This is a genomic window from Aeromonas veronii bv. veronii, assembly GCF_000820225.1.
GTDB classification, from domain to species: Bacteria; Pseudomonadota; Gammaproteobacteria; order Enterobacterales; family Aeromonadaceae; genus Aeromonas; species Aeromonas veronii.
On the sequence record NZ_CDDK01000018.1, the window covers coordinates 1 to 19,713 of the forward strand.

22 protein-coding genes are annotated in these 19,713 nt (G+C 59.5%); 8 read left to right on the forward strand and 14 right to left on the reverse strand.

What is annotated here, in order from left to right; translation table 11 throughout:
- Nucleotides 1-29: 29 nt before the first annotated feature.
- Both BN1139_RS06220 and crp read right to left on the reverse strand, forming a co-directional pair.
- A complete protein-coding gene (locus BN1139_RS06220) occupies nucleotides 30-830 on the reverse strand; it encodes a putative RNA methyltransferase (protein WP_005354241.1) in 801 nt (266 codons plus the stop codon).
- A gap of 125 nt (nucleotides 831-955) precedes the next feature.
- Nucleotides 956-1,594 carry a cAMP-activated global transcriptional regulator CRP gene (gene crp, locus BN1139_RS06225; RefSeq protein ID WP_005335304.1) on the reverse strand — a complete coding sequence of 213 codons (639 nt, stop codon included), beginning with the start codon at nucleotides 1,592-1,594 and terminating at the stop codon, nucleotides 956-958.
- A 300-nt stretch (nucleotides 1,595-1,894) separates the two neighbouring features.
- On the opposite strand from crp, the gene BN1139_RS06230 reads away from it, so the two are divergent.
- Together BN1139_RS06230 and BN1139_RS06235 are read left to right on the forward strand one after the other, a co-directional pair.
- A complete protein-coding gene (locus BN1139_RS06230) occupies nucleotides 1,895-2,299 on the forward strand; it encodes an OsmC family protein (RefSeq protein WP_005354238.1) in 405 nt (134 codons plus the stop codon).
- 93 nt (nucleotides 2,300-2,392) lie between these two features.
- A complete protein-coding gene (locus BN1139_RS06235) occupies nucleotides 2,393-2,689 on the forward strand; it encodes an MliC family protein (RefSeq protein ID WP_005354236.1) in 297 nt (98 codons plus the stop codon).
- 141 nt (nucleotides 2,690-2,830) lie between these two features.
- On the opposite strand, the gene BN1139_RS06240 is transcribed toward BN1139_RS06235, so the two are convergent.
- The 3 genes from BN1139_RS06240 to BN1139_RS06250 are packed head-to-tail and all read right to left on the reverse strand — an operon-like array spanning nucleotide 2,831 to nucleotide 4,527.
- A complete protein-coding gene (locus BN1139_RS06240) occupies nucleotides 2,831-3,364 on the reverse strand; it encodes a DUF4136 domain-containing protein (RefSeq protein WP_005335300.1) in 534 nt (177 codons plus the stop codon).
- A gap of 16 nt (nucleotides 3,365-3,380) precedes the next feature.
- A complete protein-coding gene (locus BN1139_RS06245) occupies nucleotides 3,381-4,250 on the reverse strand; it encodes a phosphoribulokinase (protein ID WP_005335299.1) in 870 nt (289 codons plus the stop codon).
- 52 nt (nucleotides 4,251-4,302) lie between these two features.
- Nucleotides 4,303-4,527, reverse strand: a complete 225-nt coding sequence (locus BN1139_RS06250; protein WP_005335298.1) for a YheU family protein — start codon at nucleotides 4,525-4,527, stop codon at nucleotides 4,303-4,305.
- A gap of 59 nt (nucleotides 4,528-4,586) precedes the next feature.
- Between BN1139_RS06250 and BN1139_RS06255 the strand changes: the two genes are divergently transcribed.
- Nucleotides 4,587-5,771, forward strand: a complete 1,185-nt coding sequence (locus BN1139_RS06255) for a GGDEF domain-containing protein (RefSeq protein ID WP_232297623.1) — start codon at nucleotides 4,587-4,589, stop codon at nucleotides 5,769-5,771.
- Here the strand turns inward: BN1139_RS06255 and BN1139_RS06260 are convergent.
- From BN1139_RS06260 to BN1139_RS06270, 3 genes are all read right to left on the reverse strand, one after another.
- Nucleotides 5,750-6,736, reverse strand: coding sequence for a hydrolase (locus BN1139_RS06260; RefSeq protein ID WP_005354231.1), 987 nt, complete (start codon nucleotides 6,734-6,736; stop codon nucleotides 5,750-5,752). The two genes, BN1139_RS06255 and BN1139_RS06260, sit on opposite strands and share 22 nt — an antisense overlap.
- Nucleotides 6,737-6,802: 66 nt before the next feature.
- Nucleotides 6,803-7,702 (reverse strand): chemotaxis protein, encoded by a 900-nt coding sequence (locus tag BN1139_RS06265; RefSeq protein WP_005354229.1) that lies wholly within the window; start codon nucleotides 7,700-7,702, stop codon nucleotides 6,803-6,805.
- A gap of 152 nt (nucleotides 7,703-7,854) precedes the next feature.
- Entirely contained in the window at nucleotides 7,855-8,514 is a 660-nt protein-coding gene (locus tag BN1139_RS06270) for a hypothetical protein (protein WP_005354214.1), read from the reverse strand.
- A 39-nt stretch (nucleotides 8,515-8,553) separates the two neighbouring features.
- Between BN1139_RS06270 and BN1139_RS06275 the strand changes: the two genes are divergently transcribed.
- Both BN1139_RS06275 and slyD read left to right on the forward strand, forming a co-directional pair.
- A complete protein-coding gene (locus BN1139_RS06275; RefSeq protein WP_005335287.1) occupies nucleotides 8,554-8,757 on the forward strand; it encodes a YheV family putative zinc ribbon protein in 204 nt (67 codons plus the stop codon).
- A 143-nt stretch (nucleotides 8,758-8,900) separates the two neighbouring features.
- Nucleotides 8,901-9,572, forward strand: a complete 672-nt coding sequence (slyD, locus tag BN1139_RS06280; RefSeq protein WP_005348264.1) for a peptidylprolyl isomerase — start codon at nucleotides 8,901-8,903, stop codon at nucleotides 9,570-9,572.
- A gap of 426 nt (nucleotides 9,573-9,998) precedes the next feature.
- Here the strand turns inward: slyD and BN1139_RS06285 are convergent, their stop codons facing one another.
- Nucleotides 9,999-10,859 carry a Tim44 domain-containing protein gene (locus BN1139_RS06285; RefSeq protein WP_005335275.1) on the reverse strand — a complete coding sequence of 287 codons (861 nt, stop codon included), beginning with the start codon at nucleotides 10,857-10,859 and terminating at the stop codon, nucleotides 9,999-10,001.
- 363 nt (nucleotides 10,860-11,222) lie between these two features.
- On the opposite strand from BN1139_RS06285, the gene dnaB reads away from it, so the two are divergent.
- The 3 genes from dnaB (at nucleotide 11,223) to BN1139_RS06305 (ending at nucleotide 14,301) form a co-directional block, all read left to right on the forward strand.
- Complete coding sequence (dnaB, locus tag BN1139_RS06295; protein ID WP_026035132.1) at nucleotides 11,223-12,617, forward strand: replicative DNA helicase; 1,395 nt, start codon at nucleotides 11,223-11,225, stop codon at nucleotides 12,615-12,617.
- 191 nt (nucleotides 12,618-12,808) lie between these two features.
- A complete protein-coding gene (gene alr, locus BN1139_RS06300; RefSeq protein ID WP_005354213.1) occupies nucleotides 12,809-13,882 on the forward strand; it encodes an alanine racemase in 1,074 nt (357 codons plus the stop codon).
- Nucleotides 13,882-14,301, forward strand: a complete 420-nt coding sequence (locus tag BN1139_RS06305) for a secondary thiamine-phosphate synthase enzyme YjbQ (protein ID WP_005354212.1) — start codon at nucleotides 13,882-13,884, stop codon at nucleotides 14,299-14,301. Before alr ends, BN1139_RS06305 begins: the two co-directional genes overlap by 1 nt.
- A gap of 119 nt (nucleotides 14,302-14,420) precedes the next feature.
- On the opposite strand, the gene pepE is transcribed toward BN1139_RS06305, so the two are convergent.
- The 5 genes from pepE to BN1139_RS06330 form a co-directional block, all read right to left on the reverse strand.
- The gene (pepE, locus tag BN1139_RS06310) at nucleotides 14,421-15,146 is read right to left on the reverse strand and encodes a dipeptidase PepE (RefSeq protein WP_005354211.1); all 726 of its coding nucleotides are present in this window, start codon (nucleotides 15,144-15,146) and stop codon (nucleotides 14,421-14,423) included.
- Nucleotides 15,147-15,390: 244 nt separating this feature from the next.
- Complete coding sequence (locus tag BN1139_RS06315; protein WP_013723504.1) at nucleotides 15,391-16,752, reverse strand: endonuclease/exonuclease/phosphatase family protein; 1,362 nt, start codon at nucleotides 16,750-16,752, stop codon at nucleotides 15,391-15,393.
- Nucleotides 16,753-16,982: 230 nt separating this feature from the next.
- Entirely contained in the window at nucleotides 16,983-17,795 is an 813-nt protein-coding gene (locus BN1139_RS06320; RefSeq protein ID WP_013723505.1) for a heme ABC transporter ATP-binding protein, read from the reverse strand.
- 11 nt (nucleotides 17,796-17,806) lie between these two features.
- Nucleotides 17,807-18,838: a FecCD family ABC transporter permease gene (locus tag BN1139_RS06325; protein WP_013723506.1), complete on the reverse strand. Its 1,032-nt coding sequence runs from the start codon at nucleotides 18,836-18,838 to the stop codon at nucleotides 17,807-17,809.
- Nucleotides 18,835-19,686 carry a heme/hemin ABC transporter substrate-binding protein gene (locus BN1139_RS06330; protein WP_013723507.1) on the reverse strand — a complete coding sequence of 284 codons (852 nt, stop codon included), beginning with the start codon at nucleotides 19,684-19,686 and terminating at the stop codon, nucleotides 18,835-18,837. Before BN1139_RS06330 ends, BN1139_RS06325 begins: the two co-directional genes overlap by 4 nt.
- Nucleotides 19,687-19,713: the final 27 nt, after the last annotated feature.

The following is a 19,713-nucleotide window of genomic DNA, read 5'->3' on the forward strand; positions in this document are numbered from 1 at the left end:
GGGAGCCTTGCAAGGCTCCCCCCCAGTGATCAGATGGGCTTTTGCCACAGGGTCAGCAGCAGATCCTGTTCCAGTTCATTCGGGCCCTGTTGAGCGAAAGCGTGACGCTGCTCACCGGTTGCCCGCCAGCCAAGACGGCTGGTCTCCAGAATAAAGCTGCGCATGGCCTGATCCATGGTGAGGCTGAACTGGCAGCGCTGTTGAGCCATCGGATTGAGGCCGCCGAGGGTTGGCCAGCTGAGAGGGTGTTCCATGCTCACCGGATTGAGGCTGACCCGCAATTGCCACTGATGACGGGGACCCGGCTGCAGATAGAGCAGATAGCCACCGGGGGCCAGCCAGCTGACCAGCTGTTCAGTCTTGACCTTGAGATCGTTGACCAGCAGCACCTGAGCAGAGCCCGGTTGCAACGGCGCGCGAGCGGGATCGGCAATGACAAACTGGCCGTCCGGCTGCGCTTTTTTGGCGGCAAAGATGGTGTTCTTGGCGATATCAACCCCGGCAAACTGCCAGCCGGGCAGGCGCTCTGCCAGCGCGCGGCAGTAGTAGCCTTCACCGCACCCAAGATGGATCAGCTCTTGTGGGGCCAGCGGAGCGAGCAGGCCGGCCATGGCCTCAACCAGCGGCAATTGGTGGCCGGCTTCCAGGAAATGGTGCTTGGCGCGCATCAGGGCACGGCTGTCGCTGTCTTTGGGGTTTTTCTTGCCGGGGATGAGATCCAGATAACCTTCCGGTGCCGGATCGAAGTGATGCTTGTTGTCGCAATAGCGTCCCTGGGAGGCTTCATGAAGATGGAGCGGACTGCGGCAGCGGGGACATTGAAGGTGCATAGTAACTCTCTGGGCGAATGCCGGAACAGTGAAGGGCGTTCGGGATTATAGGGGAGAGGATCAAAAAAGGCTGCCGTAGCAGCCTTTTTTATCCCAAGGCCTCAGTCAGGCCTGCGGACGGGTCATCAGCGAGTGCCAAATACCACAATGGTCTTGCCGTGAGCAGAGATGAGCTCCTGCTCTTCCAGCATCTTCAGGATGCGGCCCACGGTTTCACGAGAGCAGCCGACGATCTGGCCGATCTCCTGACGGGTGATCTTGATCTGCATGCCATCCGGGTGGGTCATGGCATCCGGCTGTTTGGCCAGGTTGAGCAGGGTCTGGGCGATCCGGCCGGTCACATCCAGGAAGGCGAGGTTACCCACTTTCTGGCTGGTGTGTTGCAGGCGCTTGGCCATCTGGCCAGAGAGGCGCATCAGAATGTCCGGGTTGACCTGGATCAGCTGGCGGAACTTCTTGTAGGAGATCTCTGCCACTTCGCAAGAGCCTTTGGCGCGAACCCAGGCGGAGCGCTCGGGATTCTCGTTCTCCTCGAACATCCCCATCTCGCCCAGGAAATCGCCCTGGTTCAGATAGGAGAGGATCATCTCTTTGCCCTCATCGTCCTTGATCAAGACGGCCACAGTGCCCTTGACGATGTAGTAGAGGGTCTCCGCTTTTTCACCCGCATGGATCAGGGTGCTCTTGGCGGGATACTTATGAATGTGGCAGTGCGACAAGAACCATTCCAGGGTGGGATCGCTTTGCGGTTTGCCAATGACCATGAGAATTCCTCTGTAGTGTCTTTTTATGGACTTGTGCGTCCGGGCAAGCTGCCAATCTTGCCATTCCTTGTATTGGTCGCAGTAGGATAAGAGCCTTTGCCTGTGCTGACAAGGCTTTGCGGGCTTTTGACAGAGCCCTTTGAGTAATGCCTGCTGCGCCGCTCCGGCCATTCTAGGGAAGATAGAGGTCGGAGATGTTGATTTTGATCTATTTCCATCCCAACTCCCCCTGTTCGGCAGAGATAAGCGACTGGGTTATGCTAGGGATCCATCATCATGATTAACAGGAGAGAGTGCGAGATGAAAGCCAAGGTCAGCTGGGTGGAAGGGATGAAGTTTGTGGGTGAGAGTGAATCCGGTCACAAGGTGATCCTGGATGGTGCCAACCCCGGTGAGGGGGCCAGCCCGATGGAGATGATCCTGCTGGCGCTCGGTGGCTGCAGCTCCATTGATGTGGTTTCCATCCTCGAAAAAGCGCGCCAGTCGGTGACCGCATGCCATGTCGATGTCAGTGGCGAACGGGTCGATAGCGTGCCCCGGGTTTTCGAGAAGATTAATCTGCACTTCGTGGTGACAGGCAAGGGATTGGCAGAGAAACAGGTGGCCAGAGCGGTCGATCTGTCGATGGAAAAATACTGTTCTGTTTCCCTGATGTTGGAAAAAGCGGTACAAATTACCCATAGTTATCAAATTGTTGAAGCTTGATAACGATAGTTTCGTTGGTACCCTGGCATAAGGCCGTTACGTAAGGCCACTGCACAAGGCCATGACATAAAGCCATTACATAAGGAAAGTGCAATGAAAAAATTGATCGCTCTGCTTCCCCTTTTGGGCCTGGCGGCGTGCAGCAGCCCGCAACCTACCCACTATCAATACAGCCAATACCAGTGTGGCGAAGAGATGCTGGCCGTTACCTATGATGCTCAGGCCGACATGGTGCAGTTCCCCTATGCCGGGGTTTATCACAAGCTGGCGCGTGTGGAGTCAGAGTCTGGCGCCAAATATTCTGACGGCCTGACCACCTTCTGGAATCAGGAGAAACAAGCTCTTCTCACCCAGAAAGGGGTCACACTGCTGACCTGTACGCTTAAATAAGTGACCACAGATAGCTGAAGGTGTGCAGCTTTGTGCCCGGGTCTGGCCTAGGCCGGATTGGGTCAATAGGTTGAGACCACAAAAAACGGCTTGCCGGGAAGCAAGCCGTTTTTCTATCCATCCGTTATCACTAAACAAGCGCTAGTTGGTGGGGACGCGATTGAGCAGCTCGGCCGCGAGCTGCTGGCTGAGTGCCTGACGCTGGCTGTCTGCAATGCTCACATCGCTGGTCAGCTGGATGATGCTGCTCCAGACCGCTTTCTGGGTTTTGCGATCGAGCAGCACGATGGCCAGCGACCCTTTGCGCTGGTTGGCCGAGGCATATACCCCGGGCGTCATGCCAAGACGGGCGAAAATCTCGCCGTCACTCATATCCTTGCCGCCCGCGACGCCGATGGCGACCCACAGATCCGCCTCGTCGAGCGGTGCGCTTTGCCATCCCTTGCCATTGAGCTCCCGGCTTACCGCCTGCTGCATTGGCTCCAGCCACCCTTCCGCCAACTCACCGGCAAATTGATACTGTTCGGCCAGGGCGTAGCGCGGGGTTGCACCATAGGTCCAGTTGCCCATCGGGCGAACCAGCATGGTGCCGGACTCCAGCGTGGGGGCCGCCGGCCCGCTGCTGCAACCGCCAAGCAGGGCGAGCAGTGCCACAGAGAGATAAGCAAGCCGCATCGTGAACTCCTTTGAATCAGGTTATTTTGCCGGTTTCGATCAATTGCTGGATGAGCGGGCGCAGGATCAGCTCCATCGCAAAGCCCATCTTGCCACCCGGCACCACTATGGTGTTCATCCGCGACATGAATGAACCATCGATCATCGACAGCAGGTAGGGGAAATCCACCTGCTTGATACCGCGAAACCGGATCACCAGCATACTCTCGTCCAGACTCGGGATCACCTTGGCGCTGAAGGGGTTGGAGGTATCCACCGTCGGTACTCGCTGGAAGTTGATATGGGTGCGCGAGAACTGCGGGGTGATGAAGTTGATGTAGTCATCCATGGAGCGAACGATGGAGTCGGTTACCGCCTCGCGGGAATGCCCTCGCTCCGAGGTATCGCGGATCAGCTTCTGGATCCACTCCAGGTTGACGATGGGCACTACGCCTATCAGAAAATCCACGTGGCGCGCCACATTGTGATCCTCGGTGACCACACCGCCGTGCAGCCCTTCATAAAACAGCAGATCGGTATTGCTGGGCAGATGCTGCCAGGGGGTAAAGGTGCCGGGCATCTGGTTGAAGGGCACCGCCTCGTCAAAGCTGTGCAGGTAGCGGCGATACTGGCCATTGCCATCCTGCCCATAGCCCTGAAAAAAGCTCTCCAGCAGCCCGAAGTCATTGGCCTCAGGGCCAAAATAGCTGATATGACGCCCCTGTTCGCGCGCCTTGCGGATCGCTACATCCATTTCCGGTCGGGTGTAGCGGTGAAAACTGTCACCTTCCACCACCGCCGCGGTATATCCCAGTTGATGGAACATGGAGCGAAAGGCGTTGGTGGAGGTGGAGGTGCCGGCTCCGGACGAACCGGTAACGGCAATAATGGGGTGCTTGGCCGACATGGGATTCTCTCTTCCTTGGGAATTCCGTTATAAGGTCCGGATTGCGGTTGGGTCAAGACTGCTCGATGAAGCGGTCTTTCATCACTATATTCACCGATTCGTGCAGCTCGCTATAGACGATGACAGCTTTGCCTTGCTGTAATTGTTCTCTCACTGCATCGACTTTGACGCCAAGCGGGACATCCTGCTCTCCATATTCGGTTCCTTCCTGCAACACAAAGTGTTCGATCAGGTTGGTCAGGGTGTCGCCGTCCAGTTCTTGCCAGGGAATGATCATTTAAAGGTCTCACAGCAAAAGAGGTGATCGTCAGGCTATTGTTGTGTTGAATCCCGTCAGTGCAACCTTTTTATTTTCTTTGGAGTCCTTGCATGCTGTCTGCTGCGCAACTGAGTACCCCGCCAACGCTGGTTGCCCACCTTGATCAGGCGCGCCGGCAAGCGATTGCACGCGGTATGGTGTGGTTCTGGTTATTGCAATGGTTGATGGTGCTGTTTCTTGCGATACGCTACGAGGTTTATCGACAGGCCGGTCTGGCCAGTGATAGCGCTCTTCCATGGCGTTTTCAGAGTGAGTTGGGCTTTGTCATGGTGGCGCTGTTGCTGCTGCCTGTCATCGGGTTGTTCTGCGATTATCTCAATGACAGGGCCTGGCTGAGGGCTGCCTCGCTGGTCACCCTTGTCTGGGGCTGTGTGTGGGCTGTTCATCTTTATACGTTGGGGCAGGTCGAGCTGCGAGGCGGGCTCGGTTTTTCAAATGGCATCATGCGCCTCAACCTGTTAGCCGCGATGATCGCTTTCTATCCTTCGTGGAAGGTATTGTACGGATTCGTGTTCGGCTCATTGCTGTTAGGGATATGGAATGAGCTTTACCTGCGAGTAGATTTTCCGCAGTTATACATGTTGGGGTTGGGTTGTGGTCTGGTGGTGTTGGAGGTCGGCCGTCGCATGCTGCACCGCTGGTTTGAGTTGGCGATCATGCGGGAGCATGAAAATCTGACGCTGCTGCGCCAACTTGATCAGCTCGCCAAGCAAGATCCTCTGACTGGTGTCGCCAACCGGCGGCATTTCAATATCGAGTTGGATCGCGCATTGGCCCATAGCCAGGAGAGCGGCGCTCCGCTATCGCTCATTCTGATCGATGTGGACTATTTCAAGCGCTTCAACGACCACTATGGCCATCAGGTGGGGGATATGTGTCTCAAGGAGGTGGCACAAGCGCTCAACCGTGCGGTACGCACGCCATCTGATCTGGTTGCCCGCTATGGTGGGGAGGAATTTATGCTACTGCTGCCCAATACCGACCGTCAGGCGGCGGCCAGCGTGGCGCAGCGGCTGCAAGATGGCTTGGCCAGCCTGCGGCTGGAACATCTGGCGTCCGAGGTTGCCCCCTGGGTGACGGTGAGTCAGGGGATTGCCAGCAATGTCTCCGGCGAAGGGGCGAGCCAGTTGCTGGAGCGGGCCGATCAGGCGCTCTATCGGGCCAAGGCGTTGGGACGCAATCAGTTCTGTGTTGCGGAGTGACTCTGTTCGGCAATCCAGCGACTGATCCGTTCATCCAGCCAAAACCGTGGCCGCCAGGGCGTGCCGTGCAGAAAGCCGACATGGCCGCCACGCTGGCTCAACTCATAGCGCACCGTGGGCGAGAGTTGCTCCGGCCGGGGAATGACCGCGTGTGACATAAAGGGATCGTCGGCGGCGTGCAGGATAAGGGTAGGGATGGGGATTTGAGCCAGCAACGGTAGTCCCGAGCAGCTCTGGTAGTATTGGCTGGCGCTGTGAAAGCCGTGCAGCGGCGCGGTGACCAGCTCGTCAAAATCGCGCAGGGTGGCAATCTGCTCCACTTGTCGAGGTTGCCAGCGTTCACTCGCTTTCTGCTGCTGGCTAATCTTGCTAAGCAAATTGCGGCGCATGGTGCGCAGCAGATAGTTCTGATAGACCTTCGAGAAGCCCTGATTGACCCGCTCGGCACAGCTTGCCAGTTGCAGCGGGGCCGAGACCACCACCGCTGCTTTCAATGCCGCAGGACAGCCCCGCGCCAGCAGATTGACCAGCATATTGCCACCCAGTGAAAAGCCGATGGCGATCAGCGGTTTGCTCGGGAAGCGCTGGCTCAGCTCGGTAATCAGCTCCTGCGCATCACCGATGGCGCCGGAGTGATAGGCCTGCAGGTGGCGATTGGGCTCGCCACTGCAACCGCGAAAGTGCATCAGCACAGCCTCTCTGCCCTCTTGCTGCAGATGGGCGAACAATCCCTTGGCATAGTGGGAGTGAATGCTCCCCTCCAGCCCGTGAAACACCACTATCAGCGGCCGTTCATCAAGGCTGACTTCCCCGCTCCAGGCGAGGTCGACAAAGTCCCCATCCTGCAGTTCAAACCGCTCCGCCACAAAACGGGCAGGGGGGCGGCGCAGCCATTTGGGCAATATGGTCTGCAGATGAGGATTGCGTGCCCACCAGGGGGCGTGGAAGTGGCTCTCGGTCAGCATGGGGTCAGTCGGTCTGGGTCGAAGATAAGGAGGACGGGAGGCGTGTTCCTCCCGCCAGTCATTGGCTTATTTCAGCAGGTGATCGTGATGCTCGGCACCGCGCAGCATGGCCTGGATCAGCTCATTGGCTTCGAACTTGGTCAGCGCCTCATGGGCTCCCACCTGATGGGCCCGCTCCACACTGATCTCGCTGGAGAGCGAGGTGTGCAGGATGATGTAGGCCCCCGCCAGTTTGCTGTCGCTCTGTACCTCGAAGGCCAGCTCGTAGCCATCAAGCCCCGGCATCTCGATATCGCTCACCAGAATGTCGATTGGGGTCTTCTGGCTCGCCCGCGTCTGCATCAGGGTCAGAGCATCCTTGCCATTGGTGCAGACCTCATAGGGGATATTGATGTAGTCGAGGGCGGCCATCAGCTGACGGCGGGCGACCGAGGAGTCATCGACCAGCAGGATCCGCATCGGCTTTATCCGCTCCCGCTGCACATCGGTCAGCACCGGATAGAGGTGGCTCGGATCATCCGGATAGACCCGGGAGAGGATCAGCTCCACATCCAGCAGCTGGATCAGCTGGTCATTGACTCGGGTCACACCGGTTACGAACACATTGTGACCGAGGGAGGCGGGTGGCGATTCAATATCGCGCCAGTTGCACTCGGTGATCTTGTCGATACCGCGTACCAGAAAACCCACCAGAGTGCGGCGGCAATCGGTAATGATGATGAAGCAGTGGGGCATCTCTTCCTTGCTGATGGGGCGATAGCCCACCGCCATCGCCATGTCGATCACCGGAATGGTGGAGCCGCGCATATTGGCAGCCCCCAACACGGTCGGGTGCGAGTGCGGCATTGCCGTCAGCTGGGTGTAGGGCACTATCTCCTTCACCTTGAGGGTACCGATGGCAAAGGATTGTTTGGCTGAAAGGTGAAACAGCAACATGCCCTGTGATTGATTGGCTTTGCTCGTCATGGCAGATGTCCTGTTGGTCGAAACGTTGGCAGTCACTTCAGGCCTCTAGCATAAAGGATTACGGGGGGAATGGCCCTTCCTTGTTAACGACCATCTGGCAAAAAACTGGACTCATTCAGCCAATTTCGTTGGCGTATTCCATCGGCGTCCGGTTATTGATCGCCATCCTCGCCAACGCCCCATTGCTGGCAGGCCGCTTGCAACGCGGCCTCATCGGCATAACCCAGCTTGCTGGCCACCTGCGCGGGTTTGCTGCCGCCCTTGAGCAATCTGAGCGCCTGCAGCAGTTGCCACTGTTGTTGCAATTCACTCCCTTCCACCGGCGTATCGGCTTGTTGTGCCCACTGTTGCAGAGACTCAGGCTGGCCATTGGCCAGCGCTTGCCAGCAGGCTTGCAGCTCACCGTGACCCTGCTGGCTGATGGCGCACTGTTGCAGCTCATCCAGGATCACCTGCAGTCGCTGACCGTAGGCCCCTTGCCACTCTTTTGGACGTTGCCACAGAGCCAGCGAGTCGAGCAGGGCATCGAGCAGGGGCGTGGCCTGCAGCCAGCCAGCCTGCTGCGGCTGAGCCACGCGCAAAGAGACGCTCAGCTGATCGAAATCGCAACCGCTGAGGGGGCTGAAGGCCGCAAGGGCATCGGCGCAGAGCCAGAAGCTGCTGCCTGCCGGAAGCAACAGCTCATTTTGGCCCAGTCTCAGCAGCGCAGCGCCCCGGGTGATCCGCAACAGCTGCCCGACCGGAGTTCGTTTGCGGTTGCCGGCGTGCAGGTCCTGGCAGGAAAAATGGTGATACTCGATGGCGTGATGCATGTAAAAACCCTGATATGATGCTGCCTGGAGGTAACAAATATGGAAACCAGACGTAAAAAACGCTTCATTGCCGGTGCTGTCTGCCCGGCGTGCGGCAAGTTGGACAACATGATGCTGTATCTGGAGCATGGAGTCGAGAAGGTGACTTGTGTCGCCTGTGGCGATACCCAGGTACAAACGCCTGCCGAGGTCGACAAGCAGACTCGCGAGGCGGAAGAGGTGATCGGGGTGTTTCGCCCCTGATAAGGCAACGGCGGGTGGAATGCGGGTCTCCTTGCTGACGCTGTTGCCGTTTTTTTCGTCACTCAGTGGCGCCGCACGGCATATGCGCGGCCCGCTTTTTAGGGTATTCTGAGCCCGTTTTTTTCTATCCGCAGGATCCTGACATGAAAGTAGCTCCTCTGAGCGTGGTTACGCTGGAATACACAGTCACCGATGAGCACGGTGAAGTCATCGACAGCACTGTCGGCAAAGAGCCGCTGGTCTATCTGCACGGCACCCGTTACCTGGTCTCAGGCCTGGAAGCCGAGCTGGAAGGTCGCGCGGTAGGTGAAGCCTTCGAAGTGACTCTGGCACCGAGCCAGGCCTACGGCGAATATGACGAGACACTGGTACAAGAAGTACCGGGCGAGCTGTTCGACGGCATGGAAGTCTCCGAAGGGGATACTTTTGTGGCTGAAACCGACGATGGTCACCGTCCTGTGACCGTGGTTGAAGTGTCCGAAGAGTTCGTCAAGGTGGATGGCAACCATCCGCTGGCTGGCGTAACCCTGGGCTTCAAGGTCGAGATCAAGGACGTGCGTGCCGCCACTGCCGAAGAGCTGGCCCATGGCCACGTTCACGGTGCCGGTGGTTGCGGTCACGATCACGGTCATGACCATGATCACGGCGGCTGCTGTGGCGGTCATGGTCACGACCACGATGAAGATCACGGCCAGGGTGGTTGCTGCGGCGGTGCTGGCCACGGTCACGATCATGGCCATGACCACGGTGACGACCATGGTCACGGCGGCTGCTGCGGTGGCGGCGGTTGTGGTGGCAAGGGCCATCACCACTGATCACGGCCATGCCGATGATAAAAAATCTGCCGTAGGAGCCATACCGAGCAATTAATGCTCATTAATTGCTCCTCCTTGGATGATGAAATCCGAAGCCGGTTGTTCTGGCTTCGGATTTTTTATGTCTGTCAAATAGGCTCGCGGCTTTTCCCAAGCTAACAGGGCCGCTTATTTTTGGTTAATGCTCAGCATTATTCCCTCTCGGTTCCGCGATGGGGCTTTTGTGCGGAGCGCAAACGCCATCTGCAAACGAGTCATCAAATCGGTGTCTTCATCAGCACAATATGACCAAGTTACTTCATGTTCCAACAGCTATAACGAGCCAGCGTCAGTCTCTATTTGGTCTCGTTGTGCCCCATAAAAAAATAGCCAGTCAGGCTTAACTGACTGGCTATTGCCTAGTGACTAACTGATAGGCGCGAAGCCTTACAGCTGCTCGATACCGACGATATGCCAAGGGGCGTTGTTCTTGGCCAGATCGCGTTCGAGGTGCCACACCTCTTTGATGTCTTCTTCGACCTGCTCCTGACGGTCCATGTAGCGGCCGCTAAAGCGCACGCTCACCTGAGCCCAGTCGCTGCCGTAGTCGGCGCGTACCAGCTGGGTATCGACGTACATTACTTCCGTATGCTGGTCGCCAGTCAGTTCGGCGCGCTCGGCTTTGAGCTGTTCAAACAGCTCGGGGCTGACGTATTCGCGCACTTTTTCCAGATCGTTCTTGTTCCATGCCTCTTGCAGGGTGCGATAGTGATCACGGGCACCGGCCAGGAAGCTGTTCATGTCAAAGCCTGGCGGCAGGCGGAACGGCACGTCGCTGTCGGCAAAGCCGGTGGCTTGCGGTGCGCTGTTGCTCTGCTCAAACTGCTGCGGGGCCGCGGATTGCGGTGGCTGATAGCCCGCATAGGCCGCCTGTTGTGGCTGTGGCGTCGCGACTTTGCCCTTGCGCAGGGTACGGATCAGGAAGACTGCCCCCAGCGCCAGCAGGGCGATCAGCAGGAAGTCCATTCCTTGCAGACCTTCAAAGGCACCGCTGCCCAGCAGGTAGGCAAACAGGCCGCCAGCCAGCAGGCCGCCCAGCAGGCCACCCATCATGCCGCTCTTTTTCGGTGGAGTCTGGGCATTCAGTGTCGGGTTCTTGTTGTCGACCGGTTTGGCCGCAGGCTGGGCCGGCGCAGTTTTGTAACTTTTACCAAAGGATTTGCCGCCGCCAAATTTTTTGGCTTCGGCGTGAGGTGCCCCCAGGCCAATGGCCAGGATCACGGCAAACAGGGTCAGCATCTTTTTCATTTTGACTCTTTTCACTCTCGTCTGTGGGTGGGGCATGCTCCGCTTTGGCAAGCTCAGCAAGGCGCATGGCAGGCTGCCTGTCCCTAATTGTGTCGCAGCTTGTATTCATCAATATCACCTCTGGCATGAATTATTCATGAACGAGGTTGCCGCGATGCGGCGTCAAACAAGAGGAGTAAACCGGATGAAAAGCAGAAGATTGAGTCGCAAGGAGCGCAAAATGCGAAGCAAAATCAAAATGGTCAAGGTAGAGCAGACTCTGGTTTGGCCCTTTATGATGGTATGAGCCGCCAGATAGGGCTCGCCGTAGTTGGCTTTCTTTTGTAAAATTCCCGTCCCCTTCCCGCTGCGGTTTTTATGTGTATGGCAGAGCAAGTGACGGCGAAAAAAGACGCCAAGACACAACAGCTGAAAGTTCCTCCCCACTCTTTTGAGGCCGAACAGTCCGTACTGGGCGGCCTGATGCTGGATAACGATGCCTGGGATCGGGTTGCCGAACGGGTTATCGATCAGGATTTCTACAGCCGTCCGCACCGGTTGATCTTCCAGGCCATGACCCGCCTCTCCAACGCGGGCAACCCCATCGACCTCATCACCCTGCAGGAGGAGCTGGAACGCTCCGAACAGCTGGAAGAGGCGGGTGGCTTCGCCTATCTGGTGGAGATCGCCAAGAACACCCCGAGTGCCGCCAACATCAACGCCTACGCCGAAATCGTGCGCGAGCGAGCTGTGGTGCGGGAGATGATCTCGGTCGCCAACGAGATCGTCGAAGCGGGCTACGAGCCACAGGGCCGTACTTCTGGCGATCTGCTGGATCTTGCCGAGAGCAAGGTATTCAAGATTGCCGAGCAGCGCACCAGCGCCAACGAGGGGCCCCAGCCCCTCAAGCTCATCCTCGAGCAGACCGTCGACAAGATTGAAGAGCTGTTCAAGACCCCCCACAACGGGGTGACCGGGGTATCGAGCGGTTACAACGATCTCGACAAGATGACCGCCGGTTTGCAGCGCTCGGACTTGATCATCGTGGCGGCCCGTCCCTCCATGGGCAAGACCACCTTTGCCATGAACCTGTGCGAGCATGCGGCCCTCACCGCCGACAAGCCGGTGCTTATCTTCTCGCTGGAGATGCCCTCCGAGCAGATCATCATGCGTATGCTCGCCTCGGTCGGTCGCATCGATCAGACCAAGGTGCGTACCGGTCAGCTCGACGACGAGGATTGGGCACGCCTCTCCTCCACCATGGGATTGCTGCTGGAGAAGGGCAAGATGTATATCGATGACGCCTCCGGCCTCACTCCGACCGATGTGCGCTCCCGTGCCCGTCGGGTGGCACGCGAGCATGGTGGCCTATCCATGATCATGGTGGACTACCTGCAGCTGATGCGGGTGCCGGCGCTCTCTGACAACCGGACCCTGGAGATCGGCGAGATCTCCCGCTCCCTCAAGGCCTTGGCGAAAGAGCTGCAGTGCCCTGTGGTGGCGCTCTCCCAGCTGAACCGAAGTCTGGAACAGCGGGCCGACAAGCGCCCGGTCAACTCGGATCTTCGTGAATCGGGCTCCATTGAGCAGGATGCGGATTTGATCATGTTTATCTATCGTGATGAGGTTTATCACGATGACAGCCCGGACAAGGGGATTGCCGAGATCATCATCGGCAAGCAGCGTAACGGCCCTATCGGAAGAGTGCGCCTCACCTTCCAGGGTCAGTTCTCCCGGTTCGACAACTATGCCGGTCCGGCGTTTGACGACGATTATTGATGTAAACCCAAGGTGATGGCGGTTTCGCCATTACCACGATTGCCCTGATCGATAGCCAGTCATTGGCTGCTGCTCAGGGCCTGTTTTCCCGGTTCGACAATTATGCCGGTCCGGCCTTCGACGACGATAAGTGAGTGGCGGTCTTCGGCCCGATGAGGGGGAGACCATTTGTGCCCTCGTAAGGGAAAACCATGAAAGCGGCTACTGCCCAAATCAATACTGCGGCCTTGCGCCACAACCTCGCCGTGGTCAAGCGCCACGCTCCCGCTTGCAAGATCATCGCTGTGGTCAAGGCCAACGCCTATGGCCATGGACTGCTGCCGGTCGCCCGCACCCTGGTGGATGCGGATGCCTATGCGGTGGCCCGTATCGAAGAGGCGCTGATGCTGCGCTCCTGCGCCGTGGTCAAACCCATTGTGCTGCTGGAGGGCTTCTTCTCCGCCGACGATCTGCCGGTGCTGGCGGCCAACAATCTGCAGACGGCGGTTCACACCTGGGAGCAGCTCGAAGCGCTGGAGCAGGTTGAGCTGCCAGCGCCCGTGGTGGCCTGGCTCAAGCTTGACACCGGCATGCACCGCCTCGGGGTGCGTGCCGACGAGATGCCCGCCTTTATCGAACGACTCGGCAAGTGCAAGAACGTGGTGCAGCCGTTCAACATCATGACCCACTTCAGCCGCTCCGATGAGCTGGAGCAGCCCACTACCCGCGAGCAGATCGATTTGTTCAGCAAGTTGACCGCACCGCTGGCGGGCGAGCGTGCCATGGCCAACTCGGCGGGCATTCTGGCCTGGCCAGACTCCCACTGCGACTGGGTTCGCCCCGGTGTCATCCTCTATGGCGTCTCGCCCTTCCCCAACACGATAGCGGCCGATTATGACCTGCAGCCGGTGATGACTTTGAAGACCCAGCTGATTGCGGTGCGGGATCACAAGGCGGGCGAGCCGGTGGGTTATGGCGCCAACTGGGTGTCGGATCGCGATACTCGGCTCGGGGTGATCGCCATCGGCTACGGTGACGGCTATCCGCGCATGGCGCCCAATGGCACTTCCGTGCTGATCAACGGCCGCATCGTGCCGCTGGTGGGGCGTGTCTCCATGGATATGAGCACCGTCGATCTGGGCCCAGGCGCGACCGACAAGCCCGGCGACGAGGCGGTGCTGTGGGGCGAGGGGCTGCCGGTGGAGCGGGTGGCCGACGAGATTGGCACTATCCCCTACGAGCTCATCACCAAACTCACCTCCCGCGTCTTTATGGAGTACGTCTGATGTGGCAGCAGTGCCTGCTGACTCTGAAGCCCCGTTCGCGGGGCTTTCATCTGGTGACCGACGAGCTGGTGGCCAAGCTGCCGATGCTGGCGGATTACCGGATCGGCATGGTCCACCTGCTACTGCAACACACCTCCGCCTCGCTCACCCTCAACGAGAATTGCGACCCCAGCGTGCGCAGCGATATGGAGGCCCATCTGCACCGGCTGGCGCCGGAGGATGCCCCCTACTATCGCCACACCTATGAGGGGGCGGATGACATGCCCGCCCATATCAAATCCTCCCTGCTCGGGGTGAGCCTGCTGCTGCCAGTTCGTGATGGTCAGTTGGCGCTCGGCACCTGGCAGGGGATCTGGCTTGGCGAGCATCGTGTCGATGGCGGTGCCCGCAAGGTGCTGGTGACCCTGCAGGGTGAGTAATCAGGCTGCAACCAGCTGAAAGATGACGATAAAAAGAGGGATGGCATTGAGCCATCCCTCTTTTGTTTTTACGATTTCGCGAGCTATCCGCCTGCCAGTAGTGAAGCGCTCTGCTTGGCTCAGACGACCTTGAAGGGGGTCAGCTCGGCCAGCGGGGCGGCGTCCATAAAGGCTTGCGGCTCCTGGCCATGTTTGAAGATCTTGAAGTCCTGCTCGCGGGCGCTCCAGTACTCAACGGTATCGCCGCTGATCTGCAGCAGGCTCGCTTCGCGCAGAGCCACCACATATTCGCTCGGGTTGATGGCGCAGAACTCGGCCAGACGCTCGTCGCGGGTTTCACCCATGTGGCCGCTGATGCTGGCATCCAGATAGTGCGGGTTGATCTGCAGCGGGAACAGGCCCAGCGCGGGCAGCACGGCGGCGTTGCAGACCGGCATGTCGTTGGTGGTGCGGATGCTCGGGGTCGCCACGTTGCAACCGGCGCTCCAGCCTACATAGGGGACGCCCCGTTCGCGCACGGCACGCTGGATCGGCACGATCAGGCCGTTTTCATGCAACATCTGGTTGAGGCGCCAGGTGTTGCCGCCACTGATAAAGATGGCATCGGCCTGATTGACGGCCTCGACCGGATCATCGAAGTGATGAATGCTGATGGTCTCGATCCCGAGGCTCTCGGTAAGTTCGTTGGCGCGGGCATCCCAGTCGCTGCGGATCACCGCGTAGGGGATGAGCATGATGCGCTTGACCTGTTTGCGCGCGAGCAGGCTTTGAACCCGATCGCGGGCCCAGCCGAGCAGACCCGGAAATTCGTTGGCTTTACCGTTGCTAAGCAGAAGTAGTTCCATCAGATACGTCCTCAAAAAGTGAAAGCGGAGGAGGGAGGGCCACCGGAGCCGCCGTGCGGCCGGATGGCAAGAGGAGGCATGCTACCACCATTGGCGCGGCGGTTCTGTGATCGCGAGGCCCATTCAACGGCCATGGAGGAGTTATGGATGGATAACTCAATGCCAAGCGGTGGATTAATGGGCCGTGGTCAACTCGCCACCCATTGCCAATAAAAGACCCCGCCGCAGCGGGGTCATGGCATAGTTAGTCGAGTTTGAGATCGACCCACACCATGCGGTGATCCGAACTGACTCCCTTGGCGATGCCGAGTTTCGCATCATAGACCAGGTGATAACCGGCCTCGAAGCTGGCAGGCCAGAAGACGCCGCTCTTGACCGCGTTGAGGTTGGCGGAGGGGATGACGTGATCCAGCTGCAGCACGCTGGAGTTGGTGATGCGTTCCGGGTTGGGGCGATTGAGGTTGCGTTTGCAGTCGGTCCCCTTGCTGACACACTCCGGGCCCCCTTCGCTTACCGGGATCAGGGTGCCATTGGTGATGGCCTGATTCATCAGCGGGTTGTTTAGCAGATCCTGAATGGCGGTCAGGTCACCGTCACCGGTGAGCGGATCGGCGTTGAGATCACCCGCGATAACGAACTTGGCGTTTTTGGCCAGTCCACCCTTGGTGCCCTTGTCATCGGTCATGTAGTTGAGACCCTTGACGTAGTCATTCCAGAAAGCGATCTCGGCGCGGTTGTGCTTGACGGTGTGACGCGCCGCGTTGGCAAAGATCGGCGGGGTCGGGTGGGAGATCAGGAAGTGGATCACCTCTTCCCCTTTCTCGGTCTTGATGCGTACCGGCACATCGGCATGGTTCTTGGAAGAGAGCGGGTACTGCTGCCAGGCTGCGTCTGAATACCAGGCATCACCACACTGGCGGCTGGCCGGGATCTTGACCTTGGGATTGTTGCAGTCATCGATGATGGGGTTCTGCTCGCCCGGCATATCCTTCCACTTGAAGTTCTGGAAGGTGCGGATCTGCTTGGTGTCGATGGGGTATTTGGACATCACCGCAAAGGCGTACTGGCCGTGGTAGTTGCCAAAGCCCCAGGCATCGTCGGGGCCGCTGTTGACCTTGCCATCCAGATTGAGGTCATAACCGCTCATCAGGCCGGTGTTGGTGGCGAAGTTCTGCATCACCGGATAGCTGATGGCGGTCACTTCGGCATGCTGGGCGTGGGCCAGATAGTTGTCGTTGAAGGCTTTCAGATCGGCGGTGCTCTCGCCTTTGCCGTCGTTGTCGAACTCGTTGAGCAGGAACACATCCGGGCGGGTGCGCTGGATGATCTCCGCCACGTTGCGGATCTGCTGCACGTTCTTGGCTTTGGTTTCAGTGGCGCCGCTCAGGCTCCCTTCGGCGAGGCGGGCCAGCAGGGCATCCTGCTCGGTGCGGGTCAGCGCCAGCTCACCGGTCAGCATACCGGCGGCCGTGCGGTCAAAAGAGAGGTTGAAGGTGGCAAAACGAACCATGGGATCAGCTGCCTTTGAGTCGTTGTCGCTGTTGCAGCCAGCCAGCATCCCGAGGGAAATAGCGGCAGCCAGTAGGGTCTTGTTGATATTATTCATTGTAATTATTCCGTAGCATCAATGAGTTATGCCTTCTGTGAGGCGGCGTCATTATAAGTAGACGGTGATGCTGCGGGGGTTTTGCCTGAGCAAAGTGTGAGGATATTCACACCACATATCTGGCGATGATGAATGTTAGCAGGGCGATATGGGGTGTGAAAAACCGGTTTATACGCTGCAGTTTCCGGGATGAATAGCGCGCTTCCTGCCGTTACCGCACTCTGAATTTGTCACACCACCATCGGCAGGCCGCTCTCGGGGTGGTGGATCACCTGTGCCGGATAGTCATAGAGACGGGCGATGAGCTCAGGGGTGAGCACCTCGGCAGGTGTGCCATCGGCCATCAGCTTGCCCCGTTCCAGCATCACCAGCCGATCGGCATAGCGCGCCGCCAGATTGAGGTCGTGCAGCACCACCAGCACAGCTGTATTGCGGCTGGCGAGGGCGCGCGCCATGGTGAGCAGCTGATGCTGGTATTTCAGATCCAGCGCCGAGGTGGGTTCGTCGAGCAGCAGCAAGCGGGGTTGCTCGGCTTGCTCGGTCGGGGAGGGGGCCTGCCAGATCTGCGCCAGCACCCGGGCAAACTGCACCCGCTGCCGCTCGCCGCCGGAGAGCCCGGGATAGAGCCGCTTGGCCAGATGCTCGACCCCGGCATGGGTCATGGCCGCCGCTACTATCTCGTCACGCCGCGCCGCCGGTTCACTGTGGGGCAAGCGCCCCATGGCGACCACTTCCTCGCAGAGAAAGGGGAAGTTGAGGGAGGAGCTTTGCGGCAATACCCCGAGCCGGTGGGCAAGCTGGCTGCTGTCCCACTGCTGGCGATCCGCGCCAAACAGGGTGATGGAACCCTCATATTCCAGCTCGCCGGTCAGGCACTTGAGCAGTGAGCTCTTGCCCGCCCCGTTGGGGCCGAGCAGCGCGGTGAGGGTACCGCTCTCGAGACTAAGATCGAGCCCATCCAGGATCTGGCGCTGGCCACGGCGCAGGCTGAGGCGGGTGCAGGTTAACAGGGGGGAGGAGAGTGAGGATGAGAGTGGTTGCATAACAGTCCGTATCACAGGGCGCGGCGGCCTTTTACCAGCAGCCAGATGAAGAAGGGGGCGCCGAGCAGGGCGGTGATGATGCCCACCGGCAGTTCGGCCGGGGCCAGCAGGGTGCGTGCCAGCATATCGGCTGCCAGCAGCAGGGCGGCGCCAAGCAGGGCCGAGAGCGGCAGCAACCTGACATGGTTGGGGCCTGCCAGCAGGCGCACCAGATGGGGCACCACCAGCCCGACGAAGCCGATCATCCCCGATACCGCCACCGCCACCCCGACGCCCGCTGCGGTGAGCAGAATCAGGCGACGTTTGAGGGATTGCACATTGATCCCAAGATGACGGGCTTCTCCTTCACCCAGCAGCAGGGCGTTGAGGGGATTGGCATCGCGCATAAAGAGCCACAGCAGGGCCGCCAGGGTGAGCAGGGCCAGCGCCACATCGGCCGGTTTGCCTGCCGCCAGCGTTCCCATCTGCCACAGGCTCAGGTTGCGCAGCATCTGATCGTCCGCCAGATAGGTGAGCAGGCCGATCACTGCACCGGAGAGCGCCGTGATGGCGACCCCGGCCAGCAGCATGACGGTGACCGAGGTGCCCCCCTCACGGGTGCCGAGCAGATAGACCAGGGTGGTGGTGAGCGCGCCGCCGAGAAAGGCGAGCAGCGGCAGCAGACCAACCCCGATGGTGGCTTGCAGCTGCTGGCCGAGGGGGGCAAGCAGCACGATGGCGAGTGCAGCCCCAAGCGCAGCACCGCCGGAGACACCTATGATGCCGGGGTCAGCCAGGGGGTTGCGAAACAGTCCCTGCATCACGGCGCCACATAGCCCGAGGATCCCCCCCACTGCGATGCAGAGCAGGGTACGAGGCAGGCGAATTTCCTGCACGATCAGCAGCTTGTGCGACTCTATCCCGCTCTCCTGCCCGGCAAACAGCGCCCGCAGACTCTCGCCCAGGGTGAGGGTCATGGGGCCGGTTGCCAGCGAACCGAGCAGCAACAGTGCCAGTGCGGCCGTGGTGAAGGCCAGCAGCCAGGAGAGGGGTAACCGCATCATGACCCCTGCTTGATCCACTGGGCGATCTGGTTCGCCTGTTGCAGGGAGTTGAGGCTCAGGCCCCCTTGCAGGGCGTGGCCGTCGATGGCGTGAATGGCGTTGCGCTTGCCTGCCGGGGTAGCCGCCAGGGCGGGCACTTCTGCCAGCACCTTGGCCGGATCGGCATATTGCTGCCAGTCACGACCGCTGACCAGCACCAGATCGGGCTGCATCTCGATGAGGGATTCGGCAGATACCGGCTTGTAGTTGCGCAACTCGGCGACCGGATTGATGCCGCCCGCCAGCGAGATCAGCGCGCTGGCAGTGGTGTCCCCCCCGGCGATGCTGGTGGGTTGCCCCTTGTGCAGCAGCAGGAAGGCGACCTTGAACGGTTTGTTCTGTTTGGCTTGCGCCGCCAGCTGAGCGGTCTGGGCCTGGATCTCTGCCTTCAGGCGATCGCCAGCGGCTTTGTCGCCCAGCAGGCTGGAGAGGGTGTCGATACGCTGGTTGAGGTTGGCGAGAGTCGGCGCGGTATCCAGCACCTCCACCTTGACCCCGGCACGGCGCAGCTGATCCAGGGTCGGGGCCGGCCCCATCTCGTCACTGCCCACCAGTCGGGTGGGGGAGAGGCTCAGGATCCCTTCGGCGGCCAGAGCCCGGTGATAACCCACCTTGGGCAGCCCTTTTGGCAAGGGACTGCTGACATCGGTGGCGATCAGGCTCGATTCACCGCCAAGTGCCAGAATGAGTTCTGTAGTGGCCGGGCCGATACTGACGATACGCTCTTTCTGTCCGTCGGCGGCAACGGCAGAGAAGGGAGAGAGTGAACTGCAGAGCAGGGTGATGGCGAGGGCAAGACGACGGCCCATGCTAACCTCCGAAGGGGTGAATGAAAC

Excerpts from the sequence above, each read along its gene's own strand:
- BN1139_RS06220 (WP_005354241.1), bottom strand. The coding sequence starts at position 830 with ATGCACCTTCAATGTCCCCGCTGCCGCAGTCCGCTCCATCTTCATGAA.
- crp (WP_005335304.1), bottom strand. The coding sequence starts at position 1,594 with ATGGTCATTGGCAAACCGCAAAGCGATCCCACCCTGGAATGGTTCTTG.
- BN1139_RS06230 (WP_005354238.1), top strand. The coding sequence starts at position 1,895 with ATGAAAGCCAAGGTCAGCTGGGTGGAAGGGATGAAGTTTGTGGGTGAG.
- BN1139_RS06235 (WP_005354236.1), top strand. The coding sequence starts at position 2,393 with ATGAAAAAATTGATCGCTCTGCTTCCCCTTTTGGGCCTGGCGGCGTGC.
- BN1139_RS06240 (WP_005335300.1), bottom strand. The coding sequence starts at position 3,364 with ATGCGGCTTGCTTATCTCTCTGTGGCACTGCTCGCCCTGCTTGGCGGT.
- BN1139_RS06245 (WP_005335299.1), bottom strand. The coding sequence starts at position 4,250 with ATGTCGGCCAAGCACCCCATTATTGCCGTTACCGGTTCGTCCGGAGCC.
- BN1139_RS06250 (WP_005335298.1), bottom strand. The coding sequence starts at position 4,527 with ATGATCATTCCCTGGCAAGAACTGGACGGCGACACCCTGACCAACCTG.
- BN1139_RS06260 (WP_005354231.1), bottom strand. The coding sequence starts at position 6,736 with ATGCTGACCGAGAGCCACTTCCACGCCCCCTGGTGGGCACGCAATCCT.
- BN1139_RS06265 (WP_005354229.1), bottom strand. The coding sequence starts at position 7,702 with ATGACGAGCAAAGCCAATCAATCACAGGGCATGTTGCTGTTTCACCTT.
- BN1139_RS06270 (WP_005354214.1), bottom strand. The coding sequence starts at position 8,514 with ATGCATCACGCCATCGAGTATCACCATTTTTCCTGCCAGGACCTGCAC.
- BN1139_RS06275 (WP_005335287.1), top strand. The coding sequence starts at position 8,554 with ATGGAAACCAGACGTAAAAAACGCTTCATTGCCGGTGCTGTCTGCCCG.
- slyD (WP_005348264.1), top strand. The coding sequence starts at position 8,901 with ATGAAAGTAGCTCCTCTGAGCGTGGTTACGCTGGAATACACAGTCACC.
- BN1139_RS06285 (WP_005335275.1), bottom strand. The coding sequence starts at position 10,859 with ATGAAAAAGATGCTGACCCTGTTTGCCGTGATCCTGGCCATTGGCCTG.
- dnaB (WP_026035132.1), top strand. The coding sequence starts at position 11,223 with ATGGCAGAGCAAGTGACGGCGAAAAAAGACGCCAAGACACAACAGCTG.
- alr (WP_005354213.1), top strand. The coding sequence starts at position 12,809 with ATGAAAGCGGCTACTGCCCAAATCAATACTGCGGCCTTGCGCCACAAC.
- BN1139_RS06305 (WP_005354212.1), top strand. The coding sequence starts at position 13,882 with ATGTGGCAGCAGTGCCTGCTGACTCTGAAGCCCCGTTCGCGGGGCTTT.
- pepE (WP_005354211.1), bottom strand. The coding sequence starts at position 15,146 with ATGGAACTACTTCTGCTTAGCAACGGTAAAGCCAACGAATTTCCGGGT.
- BN1139_RS06315 (WP_013723504.1), bottom strand. The coding sequence starts at position 16,752 with ATGAATAATATCAACAAGACCCTACTGGCTGCCGCTATTTCCCTCGGG.
- BN1139_RS06320 (WP_013723505.1), bottom strand. The coding sequence starts at position 17,795 with ATGCAACCACTCTCATCCTCACTCTCCTCCCCCCTGTTAACCTGCACC.
- BN1139_RS06325 (WP_013723506.1), bottom strand. The coding sequence starts at position 18,838 with ATGATGCGGTTACCCCTCTCCTGGCTGCTGGCCTTCACCACGGCCGCA.
- BN1139_RS06330 (WP_013723507.1), bottom strand. The coding sequence starts at position 19,686 with ATGGGCCGTCGTCTTGCCCTCGCCATCACCCTGCTCTGCAGTTCACTC.